Origin of the sequence: Bdellovibrio svalbardensis, from assembly GCF_029531655.1 — a bacterium.
GTDB classification, from domain to species: Bacteria; Bdellovibrionota; Bdellovibrionia; order Bdellovibrionales; family Bdellovibrionaceae; genus Bdellovibrio; species Bdellovibrio svalbardensis.
The window spans coordinates 1,022,482-1,034,806 of sequence record NZ_JANRMI010000001.1; the positions used below are offsets into that span (position 1 = coordinate 1,022,482).

At 46.5% G+C, this 12,325-nt stretch carries 13 protein-coding genes; 8 read left to right on the forward strand and 5 right to left on the reverse strand.

Features of this window, described 5'->3' with window-relative positions; genetic code table 11:
* Positions 1-93: 93 nt before the first annotated feature.
* The 3 genes from NWE73_RS04825 to NWE73_RS04835 form a co-directional block, all read right to left on the reverse strand.
* Positions 94-855, reverse strand: coding sequence for a hypothetical protein (locus NWE73_RS04825; protein WP_277577152.1), 762 nt, complete (start codon positions 853-855; stop codon positions 94-96).
* 220 nt (positions 856-1,075) lie between these two features.
* Positions 1,076-1,909 carry a flagellin N-terminal helical domain-containing protein gene (locus NWE73_RS04830; protein ID WP_277577153.1) on the reverse strand — a complete coding sequence of 278 codons (834 nt, stop codon included), beginning with the start codon at positions 1,907-1,909 and terminating at the stop codon, positions 1,076-1,078.
* 445 nt (positions 1,910-2,354) lie between these two features.
* Positions 2,355-2,639 carry a hypothetical protein gene (locus NWE73_RS04835; protein ID WP_277577154.1) on the reverse strand — a complete coding sequence of 95 codons (285 nt, stop codon included), beginning with the start codon at positions 2,637-2,639 and terminating at the stop codon, positions 2,355-2,357.
* 118 nt (positions 2,640-2,757) lie between these two features.
* Between NWE73_RS04835 and clpB the strand changes: the two genes are divergently transcribed.
* Both clpB and NWE73_RS04845 read left to right on the forward strand, forming a co-directional pair.
* On the forward strand, positions 2,758-5,343 hold the full coding sequence (clpB, locus tag NWE73_RS04840; protein ID WP_277577155.1) for an ATP-dependent chaperone ClpB: 2,586 nt from the start codon (positions 2,758-2,760) through the stop codon (positions 5,341-5,343).
* Between the two features lie 70 nt (positions 5,344-5,413).
* Positions 5,414-5,611: a hypothetical protein gene (locus NWE73_RS04845; RefSeq protein ID WP_277577156.1), complete on the forward strand. Its 198-nt coding sequence runs from the start codon at positions 5,414-5,416 to the stop codon at positions 5,609-5,611.
* 129 nt (positions 5,612-5,740) lie between these two features.
* Here NWE73_RS04845 and NWE73_RS04850 read toward each other — a convergent pair whose 3' ends face one another.
* A complete protein-coding gene (locus NWE73_RS04850; protein ID WP_277577157.1) occupies positions 5,741-5,914 on the reverse strand; it encodes a DUF1328 domain-containing protein in 174 nt (57 codons plus the stop codon).
* A 148-nt stretch (positions 5,915-6,062) separates the two neighbouring features.
* On the opposite strand from NWE73_RS04850, the gene NWE73_RS04855 reads away from it, so the two are divergent.
* On the forward strand, positions 6,063-7,049 hold the full coding sequence (locus tag NWE73_RS04855; protein ID WP_277577158.1) for a sigma-54 interaction domain-containing protein: 987 nt from the start codon (positions 6,063-6,065) through the stop codon (positions 7,047-7,049).
* Here NWE73_RS04855 and NWE73_RS04860 read toward each other — a convergent pair.
* Positions 7,030-7,554 (reverse strand): OmpA family protein, encoded by a 525-nt coding sequence (locus NWE73_RS04860; protein WP_277577159.1) that lies wholly within the window; start codon positions 7,552-7,554, stop codon positions 7,030-7,032. The genes NWE73_RS04855 and NWE73_RS04860 overlap by 20 nt on opposite strands.
* A 189-nt stretch (positions 7,555-7,743) precedes the next feature.
* Between NWE73_RS04860 and NWE73_RS04865 the strand changes: the two genes are divergently transcribed.
* The 5 genes from NWE73_RS04865 (at position 7,744) to ribH (ending at position 12,296) form a co-directional block, all read left to right on the forward strand.
* On the forward strand, positions 7,744-8,247 hold the full coding sequence (locus tag NWE73_RS04865; protein WP_277577160.1) for a hypothetical protein: 504 nt from the start codon (positions 7,744-7,746) through the stop codon (positions 8,245-8,247).
* Between the two features lie 444 nt (positions 8,248-8,691).
* Positions 8,692-9,867, forward strand: coding sequence for a hypothetical protein (locus NWE73_RS04870; RefSeq protein ID WP_277577161.1), 1,176 nt, complete (start codon positions 8,692-8,694; stop codon positions 9,865-9,867).
* Positions 9,868-10,004: 137 nt separating this feature from the next.
* Positions 10,005-10,604 (forward strand): riboflavin synthase, encoded by a 600-nt coding sequence (locus NWE73_RS04875; RefSeq protein ID WP_277577162.1) that lies wholly within the window; start codon positions 10,005-10,007, stop codon positions 10,602-10,604.
* A 1-nt stretch (position 10,605) separates the two neighbouring features.
* Complete coding sequence (gene ribB, locus NWE73_RS04880; protein ID WP_277577163.1) at positions 10,606-11,736, forward strand: 3,4-dihydroxy-2-butanone-4-phosphate synthase; 1,131 nt, start codon at positions 10,606-10,608, stop codon at positions 11,734-11,736.
* Positions 11,736-12,296, forward strand: a complete 561-nt coding sequence (ribH, locus tag NWE73_RS04885; protein WP_277577164.1) for a 6,7-dimethyl-8-ribityllumazine synthase — start codon at positions 11,736-11,738, stop codon at positions 12,294-12,296. The genes ribB and ribH overlap by 1 nt, the downstream gene beginning before the upstream one ends.
* Positions 12,297-12,325: the final 29 nt, after the last annotated feature.

Consider the following 12,325-nt stretch of genomic DNA (forward strand, 5'->3'; position numbering starts at 1 on the left):
TCCTGAAATAAGTCGGTTCAAAGTAAATGCCCTCTTAGACTAGCGAGATCTAAGAGGGCTGGCAAATCAAAAACTCGAATGAAAAACGGTGGCCTAGTGGATGATCCCACTCAAGTGGTCATCGATGATTTTGGCAATATCGTTAGGAAGTGGAAAGGATGTGAAAAGACCGCCACTGAAGTTGCCCGATTTTGGGACAATTGTGAAGTAACCCAAAATTTTGGTCTGTGCCTTGTTTTTGATGGGCAGAGTTATCCCTATATATTGTGGAATGTAGGAGTTTTCGATGTATAGGCCGACCGCATTGACGCCAATATAGAGGTAAACCTTGTTCTCTGAATTCGCATTCAGACCGAAGGCCAGGGAAGGGGCTTCGCCACTTGGCATCGCTGGCAACGCATTACCATTCGGAAGCTTTGAAGAGGGAAGAGTGCTAACTCCTCGCAGCACATGCTTTAGCGGAACGCTGATGGCCACCTGGGGTTTATTGTTAGCATCATAATATGTTTTGATTTTCGCGCCCTTTAAGTTCGGAACGTCCACATAGATGTTGCTGAATGGACCCGCAGGGATGGGGAGGTTGACGATCAGAGCATCGTTTTCTTTATCTAATTTAACAGCGAAGTTGCTGTCATAGGCGCCGCCGGAAACATAACCTTCCATATCCAATTTGTCATAGGCACTGGGAGTCGGGGCCGGAGTCGGTGTGCTTTGGCCATCGTTGGTGCCACCTGTAGACTGACCGGAATTATCCGCGACAGAAGACAAAGATTGAAAACCGCCGCCGCTACAAGCCGCTAAAAGCGAAAGCGCACCAAGGGTTGCAATCATTTGAGCTGCTCTTGCGAAATTCATTGGATACCTCCACCAATGTCTATTATTTCGGTAGAATTCCCGCCGCTCTTGAGCTAAATATTTGAAATTATTGGTAAATAAGTTCTACACTTTTTTGGCGGATTTTCCCCGGTAGCGGGGTGGTGGAAAAACTTTGAACAGAAAAAATAAAAAACCCGGTGAGTTTCCTCACCGGGCTCGTTTGCTCTCCGATTTCTCAGAGTAAACATTCTACTTAAAATTAACCGATCAACTTAAGAGCCAATTGATTAGATTGGTTCGCTTGCGCCAAAGTTGAAGTACCAGCTTGGAGCAAGATGTTGTTACGAGTCATCTCAGAAGATGCTGAAGCAACGTCAGTGTCACGGATACGGCTGTTAGCAGCTGACATATTCTCAGTAGCAACACCCAAGTTGTCTACAGTTGAAGTCAATCTGTTTTGAAGAGCACCCAGGTTTGCACGAGTACCAGATACTGATGTTTGAGCAGCATCCAATTTCGCCAATGCATCTTGAGCACCTTCTTTAGAAGAGAAGTCAATTCCCGCGATTCCTAGAGCGTCCAAAGTTGCAACGTTCTCAGAAGCGTTGAAAGAGATACGATCTTCTTCAGCGTTGTTACGGATACCTACTTGGAAGTCGAATTTTGGAGATGATCCATCCAACAACTTAGTAGTTCCCCATGTTGTTACGTTAGCGATACGTTGAACTTCAGATTTCAACTGTGTCACCTCTTTATTCAACATGCCACGCTCTGTTTCACCAACAGTATCAGAAGCAGCTTGGATGCCCAATTCTCTTAGACGAACAACGATGTTACCGATTTCATTCAAGCCACCTTCAGCAGTTTGAACCATCGAGATACCGTCATTAGCATTTCTTTGAGCTTGAGTCGCAGAACGAATCTGTGCTTTGAAGCTTTCAGAAATTGCCAAACCTGCAGCATCGTCCGCAGCTTTATTGATACGGCTGCCAGATGCTAGTTTCGCCATTGAATCGTTGATTGCTCTTTGTGAACCAACCAAGTTTCTTTGTGCATTAAGTGCTGATACGTTTGTTGATACTCTCATTCCCATTTTAAATTCCTCCGTTAATATTTATTTTTCATTTTCTATATCCTTCCCTGATTTGTTTTTTGGCTTGGCGAAACCTACTTCCGCTAGCCGAGCACTGACATCCGAGTCCGTGCTTAGTTTTTTTATTTAGGCCTTGGCGTCTTTCAACTACCTCTTGGTTTTCATTCTTCGAGGATCATCCTCGCTCTGTATTTACCAAGTATGAACAATCTATTGTTCGTTTTAAGTCATCCTTGAAGGCCCTCCTTTCGGTGTTAGCAAAGAGAGTGACCTTCTCTCTTTGACTCCTTCTGAGTGAATCTTTATGTGAATTAGATCGGGATTTAGGGCGTAGTCTTGACAGGACGTCAGGCTTGTTTTGTTTGTTTTATACAATACTAGCCAAAGGGTAGATCGAGGAATCAGGACGTAGGATGAGAGAAATGAATTTTATCTAGACGGAAGATTAGTCAATTTCGATGAATCGACAGAAGGCCATGTTGCCAGAAAGGAAGTATTGATGAGTTTGCTCGGCCTTAAGATGAAGAGCCGGGTTGTAACCAATAGTGCAGACGATTTTTTCAGGATCAAAATGGCTGCAGTCCTCGCAAGACGAACGCATGTCATACTTCAAAAAGTCAGAGGCCTTCACCGTGTCCTTACGCATGGACGCGTGCAGGCGTGGCTGGGATTTGCCTTTGGATTTTGGGTTGACGATGCCTTTAGGGATCTTGTTAGGTTGCTGGGACATTTGTTTAGTTCCTCATGTTGACAATACCGGATTAAGACTCATCCTTAGGTTAAGAATGAAGCAGGCTAATGCCCAGCATTAGCTCGGTATCAGCCTGATGTAATCGGCTGGAGGAACTATGGCAAATGATATTGAAAAAATGACGCGAAAAAGCCAGGAGGCCATGCAGGCGGCGGCTAAATTGGCTGAGCGTAAAGGCAATCCCTCTGTCGAGCCTGAACATCTTCTTTTGGAACTGGTGCAGCAGTCTGAAGGGATCGTCCCGCGCCTGTTGGACAAATTGACAGTTCCGCAAGCCGATTTCCTGGGTGACCTTCGCAAGAAGGTGGATCGTTTTCCGCAAATGTCGGGTGGAGGTCAAAAGCAATTCGCCAGCCCCCGTTTGGAAAAGATCTTTACCGCCGCTGAAAAAGAGGCGGCCGAGTGGGGGGATGCTTACATCTCGACTGAACATTTCTTTTTGGGGATGTTGAAGTCTGGGGATGCGGAAATCTCAGCACTCTTTAAAAAATTCAACATTAACACTGATAAAGTAAAAACCGCTTTGACGGAAATGCGTGGCAATCAAAAAGTCACTGATGATGATCCTGAAAATAAATACGAAGTTTTGCGTAAATATGCGAAAGATCTGACAGCATTGGCTGCGGAAGGAAAACTTGATCCTGTCATTGGACGTGATGAAGAAATCCGTCGTGTGGTTCAGGTATTGTCTCGTCGTACTAAAAACAATCCGGTCCTTATAGGGGAGCCTGGAGTTGGTAAAACTGCCATTGCCGAAGGCTTGGCTCTAAGAATTTTAAAGCATGATGTTCCAGATAACTTGGTTGGCAAAAAATTAATGGCCTTGGATATGGGGGCTTTGGTTGCCGGAGCGAAGTATCGCGGCGAATTTGAAGACCGTTTGAAGGCTGTAATTAAAGAAGTCACTTCAAGCGATGGACAGATCATCTTGTTCATTGATGAACTTCATACTTTGGTCGGCGCTGGAAAAACCGAAGGTGCCATGGATGCCGGGCAATTGCTAAAGCCTGCCTTGGCGCGCGGCGAACTTCGCTGTATCGGGGCGACGACTTTGGATGAGTATCGTAAATATATTGAAAAAGATGCGGCCCTTGAACGTCGTTTCCAGACCGTGATGGTCGAGGAGCCGAACGAAGAGGATGCGATTACGATCTTGCGTGGGTTGAAGGAAAAATACGAAGTCCATCATGGAATTCGTATAACTGACTCTGCCCTGGTCGCGGCTGTGAAGCTTTCTCGTCGCTATATTACCAACCGCTTCTTGCCGGACAAAGCGATCGACTTGGTCGATGAGGCCGCCAGCAAACTCGGTATTGAAACTCGCTCAGTTCCTGAGGAGATTGACAAGATCGAAAGAGAATTGATGCAGCTTCGTATTGAAAAAGAGGCGATGAAGAAAGAAAAGGATGAGGCGTCGAAGGATCGATTGTCCGTCATTGATAAAGAAATTTCTGAATTAACCGCCAAGAATCAACTTGTTCGCGAAAAGTGGGAGTTTGAAAAAGGCGGCATTTCACAAATTAAAAAATTAAAAGCTGATATCGAAGATCTTAAGGTGGCTATTTCCAAAGCGGAACGCGAGGGGGATTTAGGCAAGGCGGCTGAGTTGAAATACGGCAAGCTTCCTGAAACCGAGCGCAAACTAAAGGCCATGGAAGATCGTAGCAAAGAGCAAAAGACCTCTTCTGAAAGCCGTATGCTGAAAGAGGAAGTCGGCCCAGAGGATATCGCGGAAGTCGTCGCGAAGTGGACACGTATTCCAGTCAGTAAAATGTTGGAAAGTGACACGCAAAAGCTTCTTAAGATGGAAGAGCAATTGCAAAAACGTGTGGTTGGACAAAATCATGCCTTGGAAATCGTGGCAGATGCGATTCGTCGGGCTCGTGCCGAAATCTCGGACCCAAATCGTCCTATTGGAAGCTTTATTTTCTTGGGTCCAACAGGGGTTGGTAAAACCGAAACTGTGAAGGCCTTGGCAGAGTTTCTCTTCGACGATGAGCAAGCCGTAGTACGCATCGATATGAGTGAGTACATGGAGAAACATGCGGTGTCTCGCTTGGTCGGAGCTCCTCCGGGATATGTGGGTTATGAAGAGGGCGGCCAGCTGACGGAGTCTGTTCGTCGCCGTCCTTACAGCGTGGTCCTTTTGGATGAAATTGAGAAGGCGCATCCTGATGTTTTCAATATTTTATTGCAAGTCTTGGATGACGGCAGACTGACAGATGGTCAGGGGCGCACTGTGGATTTTAAAAACACCGTGTTGATTATGACTTCAAATGTGGGTTCGCAAGCGATTTTGGATCTCAACATGAGCGAAGAACAAAAACGTTCAGCGGTTCTGGATGCTTTGAGAAATCATTTCCGTCCAGAGTTCTTGAATCGTATTGATGAAACAGTGATCTTCAACTCTTTGGGCGAAAATCAAATTGCGGGCATTGTGAAGGTGCAGTTGGATCTTGTGGCGCAAAGATTGAGAGCGAAGAAGATCGCCATCGACTTTGACAACAAGGCGATCGAATTCTTGGCGAAGAAAGGTTACGACCCAATTTATGGTGCGCGTCCGTTGAAACGTGTCATCCAGACGGAGTTGCTAAACCCTCTCTCCAAAGAATTGATCGCGGGAAAAGTGAAGTCAGGTGACACTGTGAAAGTCAGTGCGGCGGACAATCATTTGACATTCTAACGTTGGCAGACCTTTTGCTTACTCCGTGGTGTATAAGCAACGACGCTTATACACCAACAAGGAGGAATCATTGGGAACAGAAAGAACTAACAGACCGGGCGCTTCAGAGTCTTCAACTTCTAAATCACAAAAACCGGAAGACAGAAGAAGTGAACAGCGCACTGGTGGTAACATGAATCGTTCAGAAAGAGACAGTCAAAGGTCTCCAAGTTCTGATCGCAGCAGCAGCTCTCAGAAGCCAGGTTCGCAATCAGGCTCTCATAAATAGAGATCTAGAATGAAAAGGGCTTTCTTAACGGAGGGCCCTTTTGTTTTCTGGTTTGTTGTTTGGGCGTCGCAAAAAGGGAGAAGATCACTGGGGAAAATCTCCCAGATTGCGGCAAAATTGAACTGTCGTTTATCGATGTCCTCTACGCCCCATCATATTGATGAAGAAGCTGATGACAGCCAACACCAGGAACACGATAAGCAGTAAGCGCCCAATCTCCATCGACATGCCGGCAATACCTCCGGCACCCAAAACGAATGCGACGATAGCCAAAATAAAGAATGCAATTGCGGCTCTTAACATAGTGGCCTCCTTGTTGATGCGTTCATTCACTACTATAACATGAAGCAATAAACATTCCTTATGCTTTGAAGCAAGGGCCGAGGTATTTCATTGGGGAAAAATGGGACTTACGCTATTCCTAAAAAGACGAAATGAATGGGAAGTGCCTATGCTGAATCACAAGGAAGTCATTGCGAAAAGCCCCGCCTTCATTGAAGCAGTTGAGTTGGCAAAGCGGGTCGCAGAAAGCTCGGCCAACGTTTTAATTTTAGGAGAGAGCGGCTCGGGCAAAGAAGTCATTGCACAGATGATTCATGATTTGAGCAAACGCAAGAGTCGAGCCTTTATTCCCCTCAATTGTTCAGCAATTCCAGAGAACCTCCTCGAGTCAGAACTTTTCGGATATGCCAAGGGGGCCTTCACCGGAGCGGGCATTTCACGCATGGGGCTTTTTGAAGAGGCTGAAGGTGGGACCTTATTTTTAGATGAGATTGGGGATTTGGACCTCAACCTGCAGGCAAAACTTTTGCGCGTTATACAAGAACGAAAAATCAAGCGAGTCGGAGAGAATACCTACAGACCGATCAATATTCGGATCATTTGTGCCACTCACGAAAACCTTCAAGAGGCTATTAAACGAAAGTCCTTTCGCGAAGATTTGTATTTTCGTTTAAATGTGATTTCGATTGAGGTGCCGCCATTGCGGCAACGGCATGAGGATATTATGCCGTTGGCGTATCACTTTTTAAGGCGCTACTCGAGTGCAAACGGCAAAGTACTAAGCAGCTTCAGCGCTGATGCGATAGAGTCCTTGATGAGCCACTCTTGGCCCGGTAATGTGCGCGAGCTGGAAAACTTAATTGAGCGGGCAGTTGTTCTTTGCTCGACCCATGTTATTCAAAGGGAAGACCTGCGGTTGCTGAAGTCCTCTTCGGAGGTAGCCAGCGTCCTGCCATCTACTTTTGAAAGCTTGCAGCAATTTTTGGTTGATAAAAATCCCTATAAAAAAATTCTGCCTATCGAAGAGATTACCCAGCAATATATTCAATACGCCCTGGAAATCAATCGCGGTGCCAAAGATAAAACAGCACGAGATTTGGGAATTGATCGAAAAACATTATACCGGCGTTTGCGCTCTAGCGAAGATAGATCATAATCACGGCCTTCGACTTATTTACTCGCGTGAAGATGTAGTCATTGTTCATGCTATAGCTTTCAGATGCCGTACCCCTCGAGACTTTAATGTTTTTAAACAGGGGATTGGGGCGTTCGCTCATGTTGTAGCTGCTGACATTTTTCAAAGCCAGATCTTGAGTGAGATAATCCCTCATCGATCTGGCACGGGCCTCGCTGAGTTTTACATCGGCGGGTTGTTCCCGTGTAGGCTCCGTGGAGTATTCTTTGTCAGCCCAGACTGCCACTTTAACTTCGGTGATTTCTCCTCTTTTGCTGGCCTCTTTGATGAACGAACGAACTTCAGCGCGAGTCTGTTCGTCTAGAGTTGTTTTTCCTTCGTCAAAGGTAAATTCATTTACCAGATTGGCACCAAGAAGCTTTGATGCGGCTTCGATCTCCGATGAGATTAATGCCTCCGCGGCTAAGGAGTTGAAGATTGTGACGGAAGCCAAAGCGCTCAACATGGTTATTCTGTTAAAGATCATAGCGCCCCATCTTTCATCGGTTTCCTGTTTGTTTCCTTACTCTAAGCAGAATTGATGCCAGATAAACTGTGATGGATTGCATCTCATCCTCTGTGGAGTTCCAGAATGCCTCAAATGAAAAGTGACTGAGGATTAAGGCCCCATGAGCAACATATTGACTGGCGATGAACTAGTTCTAAGAATGGAGATATGAAAAAACTCATCGTGGTTCTTTTTTGTCTCTTAGCTTTTTCCACTAAGTCGTTTGCCCAAAGTCGTTCTGCCTTCACCTATGATTTGAGCGGTGGGGTGGGTACTTACAATGGCAACTCCTACACAGAGATAGATTTCGGTCTCAATTGGTGGATGAAAGAGTGGCTGAACTGGAGAAATTCCATCTTTACACAATTTGGCTCCACCATAAAATCTGTCTACGGTCTCGATACGTCGTTAATCTTCCAGGGATCTTTATTTACTGAAGGCCGTGGATTTGGCATCGATCTGTTTGCCGGCCCGGGTTTGCGATTTGCCAGTGAAGATTCAAATGGTGCTTTCGGCAAGGCGGGGTTGGTATTTAATTTTGGTGGTCTTAGCATCGGCGGTGGCGCGCAAGTCACTCATTACTACAACACGCGCACTGATAAGGATGACGTCAAGCTGCCAGACGATGAAGTGCAGTATTTCATTATCCTATCAGGCGGCGGTTCCTTCTAGGCGGCTGGTGAAAAAGGTCCATCCACTTCGTTGTCAGGCTTTTCGCTTCACTTCAGCGTGGCGCTGCCACGCCTGCGTTTCGCGAAAAACCTTCCGCCTCGCGGCTGAACCTTTTTGACCAGCCTTATTTTTGGTAGGTGGAAGATTTTCGCAAAAGTTTTGGTCGTTTAGAATTTCCACTCTAGTGGTGATGACTTTTCTTTTAGAGGAAACAGTCTAATGTTTCGACAAGCAAAATTATTTTTAAAACTCCTTATTTTTTGACTTCTAAATTAATTCCAACACTTAGCGTGTCTCAGCGTGAAACTAGTTTTTCTTTTCTTAATTCTTCTGGAGACTTAGCTGCATTTTAAGTTCCTGGACCATAATCCGTATACTGTGTGAGAACCGCACTAACAGTTTGTTCTCAAGGTTATGACGACCGACGGGAAAGGGATATGCACTATGAAGACCTACGGAAAAATCGCAGTACTGATCGCAGGCGCTGCAATGACGATGGGAAACCAGAAGTGTCAGCAACAGGCCGCGCAGCCTCCAGCTCGCGTGCTTAAAAAGATTGTCGACATGGGAGCCATCAGATCCAGTGCGATCAATTTTCCAGGTGGAGCTTCTTTTGACTTCCAGTTTGTTGCGAATCAACAAATTTATGGTGTGCTTCAAGAAAGCAAAGAGTTCGCTTTTAAATATGCGCCACCGATTGCCACAGCTCCGGCGACTTCAACCACAAATGCCAACGGTGATACCAACATGTTTAATCTGACGAAAGCCGACGGTGCCATGATGAAGGCGTCAGCGTTAGAGGCCGGCAAGAGCAACTATGAAGTGCAATATGCACAGACAGCTTGGTGTATGGCAAATCTTCCGCAAGTGAAAATTGCGGGTGCTGTGAACTCATTTGAACTGATTGGCGGCGGCGGTATTACGCTTGGATTTACTCCAGCGGGTGCTTATCCAACGAATGGGTTGGCGTCAGCGGGATTGAATTTGCAGTTTGCGCAATTGGATCTTTCCATGGTGGCGACACGCCCATTGACTTCGACTGTGGTTGGCGCGGCGAACGTGACCTCGAAGCAAACTAAAACATCTGTGAATTTTTCTTTGAATTTTGGTGCACTGAGTGTGGGACCAAGTGCTTATTATCAAACTCCGTTGGCAACCGTTTCAAAAACGGCATTGGCAAAAGCAGTGAGTGGCTTGAGCGAGCAGCTTAAGAAGGATGAATGGTACACTCGTGTGATGGCCAATCACGATACCCATTTGATTATTGTCGGCGGTGCTGACGTGGGCTTGGAAGTGGGCGATCAACTCTTGGTTTATAACGAAGAGTACTACTGGGACGGCGAACCATGTAATTCAAAATATCTTGGTGGTGGTGCCGCTGCGAATGCAGCTGTGGCGAAAATCGAGATTGATTATGTGGGGGATGAAATTGCTCGCGGCAAAGTGATCGAGCAAAACGATTACAACGCGGTTGTTGGCGCAAAAGTGAAGCTTTCGAAGTTCCATGCCGCCGACTATGTTCCACCAGGAGCAGGGGTTCAGCCAACCTCCGGCTCAAATGTAGCGTCCAATTCAGCAGCTCCAGGTGCTGTAGCTACCAAGCCTACAGGCGGTAGATAGGACTGGGGCGCCAGGCCTCGTAAGGTAGCTATTTCACTCTGGTTTTCAGAGTGGGTTTTACTCTCAGAAGGGTCATCAAAATCTTGCCATTCTCAGAGTGTCGGTGTAGGGTCTCGGCCATCAAGCTAGAGGCCCTTATGTTTTCTGGAATCGTAGAGTCCGTCATGCCCATTATCAGTTCGGAAGAGCTTGTTAATGCCTATCGTGTAAAAATCAAAAAACCCAGTGAATTCGACGACATAAAGCTCGGCGACAGCATTGCCTGTGATGGCGTTTGCTTGACCGTTGAGGCGTTCGACGACACTCAGATGACTTTCGCTCTGGCAGCGGAAACCATTAAGGTCCTTGAATGGAATCCTTCGAGCTGGCTGGGTAAAAAGGTCAATCTCGAGAGATCTTTGCGTTTCGGCGACAGAATCCATGGGCACCTTGTCACTGGTCATGTCGACAGTCTCGGGACAGTCTTGCGGGCAGAGCATGAAGGGGAATCCTTCTTTCTGGACGTCAAAGTTCAAAATTCGATTTTGCCCTACGTATGGAAAAAAGGCAGCATTACTCTGAATGGAGTGAGCTTGACCGTTAATGAACTTAAGGATGACACCGTTTCTGTGTGTCTGATCCCAGAAACAATCAAACGCACCAACTTGGGTGATTTAACAAAAGGCAGCCGCTTGAATGTTGAGCCTGATTATATGGCTCGTGCAATTCAACGTTCGTTGGAAGTAAAGAAGGACTAAAATGGAATTCAATACAATCCCTGAAATTCTTGACGATGTTCGCGCTGGCAAGATTGTTATCTTGGTGGATGACGAAGATCGTGAAAACGAAGGCGACCTTATTCTTGCGACTGATCACGTGAATGCTCAGTCGATCAACTTTATGATCTCAGAAGCTCGTGGATTGGTTTGTTTGTGTATGACTCCACAACAAATGGATCGTTTGCAATTGCCTCTGATGGTTCGCGATGAGTACAACTACGCTCCAAACAAAACGGCCTTCACGGTCAGTATTGAAGCGGCAGAGGGTATTAGCACGGGGATCTCGGCGGCGGATCGCGCGCATACTTGTAAAGTGGCGGCAAATCCTCATGCCAAACCTTCTGATGTACATATGCCGGGACATATCTTCCCTATTCGTGCGCAACAAGGTGGCGTGTTGAAGCGTGCCGGTCATACGGAAGCCAGCGTGGATTTGGCCCGCCTTGCGGGATTGAATCCAGCCGCAGTCATTTGCGAGGTCATGAATCCAGACGGAAGCATGGCGCGTGTTCCTGATTTGAAGGAGTTCGCCAAAAAGCACAATATTAAAATCGGGACGATCGTTGATTTGATCGCATACCGTTTGGCTAATGAAACTTTGGTCGAAGAGCTTTCGAGCGTCAGCTTGCCGGCGTCCTTTGGTGAGAACTATAAGGCGCGTGTCTTCCGCAGCACGGTGGATGGTCTTGAACATCTCGTTATTCAAAAAGGCGAGATCAAAAAAGATCAACCGACTTTGATTCGCGTGCATGTCGACAACTTCACAAGAGACTTCATGTCCGCTTTGCAGCGTGGAGCTTCGTCTGTCGTTGAAAGCTTGAAAATGATCGAAGAGGCCGGCAGCGGTGCTTTTGTTCTGCTTCGTGGTAACAACCGCACGCAAGGCTTGGCGCAAGAGCTGCAAGTTCTTATGGGATTGGAAGACATTCGTCCCACAACTCCGCTTATGGATGAACGAGACTATGGCATTGGCGCACAGATTTTGCGCGAGATCGGCGCGAACAGAATTCGCCTGATCACCAATAAGCCAGAGAAAAAAGTCGGTTTGAAAGCATTTGATTTGGAAATTGTTGAAATTGTTTCGATTGAAAACTGTAAAGGGGCTAACTAATGGCAAATATCAAAGTCGGTGTTGTAACAGCACGCTGGAATAACGAAATCACTGAAAAGTTGGAAGAAGGCGCTATTAGCTACCTAGAATCTTGTGAGGGTGTAGAGATTTTTGCAGCCTTGGTTCCGGGTGCCGTTGAGCTTCCTTTGGCTTGCCAAGCATTCCTTGATGCTGGTTGTGACGGTGTTATTGCTTTGGGCGCGGTGATCCGTGGGGAAACTTCTCACTACGATTATGTCTGCAACTCTGTCACTGACGGCGTAACTCGTTTGATGCTGGACTACAAAAAACCAATCGGTTTTGGTGTATTGACGACTGAAAACGAAGAGCAAGCTTTGGCTCGTGCTGGTGGTGAACATGGCAATAAAGGCGCGGAAGCGGCTCAAGTTGTAATGGAAATGATTGGCCTCACTCAAGAAATCCCAGCAGCTCTTAGAACTGCGAAGATGATGAAGACAGCTCCAGTGGCTAAAGCCGCTCCTGCTAAGAAAGCCGCAAAAAAGACTGCACCCAAAGCCGCTGCGAAATCAAAAAAACCAGCGAAAAAAGCTAAAAAGTAATCTAGGATAGTTGTCTACGCTCCGACCAA

Bases quoted from the DNA above. Each gene is read 5' to 3' on its own strand.
- NWE73_RS04835 (WP_277577154.1), bottom strand. From the start codon at position 2,639: ATGTCCCAGCAACCTAACAAGATCCCTAAAGGCATCGTCAACCCAAAA.
- NWE73_RS04875 (WP_277577162.1), top strand. From the start codon at position 10,005: ATGTTTTCTGGAATCGTAGAGTCCGTCATGCCCATTATCAGTTCGGAA.
- NWE73_RS04860 (WP_277577159.1), bottom strand. From the start codon at position 7,554: ATGATCTTTAACAGAATAACCATGTTGAGCGCTTTGGCTTCCGTCACA.
- NWE73_RS04850 (WP_277577157.1), bottom strand. From the start codon at position 5,914: ATGTTAAGAGCCGCAATTGCATTCTTTATTTTGGCTATCGTCGCATTC.
- NWE73_RS04825 (WP_277577152.1), bottom strand. From the start codon at position 855: ATGAATTTCGCAAGAGCAGCTCAAATGATTGCAACCCTTGGTGCGCTT.
- NWE73_RS04870 (WP_277577161.1), top strand. From the start codon at position 8,692: ATGAAGACCTACGGAAAAATCGCAGTACTGATCGCAGGCGCTGCAATG.
- ribH (WP_277577164.1), top strand. From the start codon at position 11,736: ATGGCAAATATCAAAGTCGGTGTTGTAACAGCACGCTGGAATAACGAA.
- NWE73_RS04855 (WP_277577158.1), top strand. From the start codon at position 6,063: ATGCTGAATCACAAGGAAGTCATTGCGAAAAGCCCCGCCTTCATTGAA.
- ribB (WP_277577163.1), top strand. From the start codon at position 10,606: ATGGAATTCAATACAATCCCTGAAATTCTTGACGATGTTCGCGCTGGC.
- NWE73_RS04865 (WP_277577160.1), top strand. From the start codon at position 7,744: ATGAAAAAACTCATCGTGGTTCTTTTTTGTCTCTTAGCTTTTTCCACT.
- clpB (WP_277577155.1), top strand. From the start codon at position 2,758: ATGGCAAATGATATTGAAAAAATGACGCGAAAAAGCCAGGAGGCCATG.
- NWE73_RS04830 (WP_277577153.1), bottom strand. From the start codon at position 1,909: ATGGGAATGAGAGTATCAACAAACGTATCAGCACTTAATGCACAAAGA.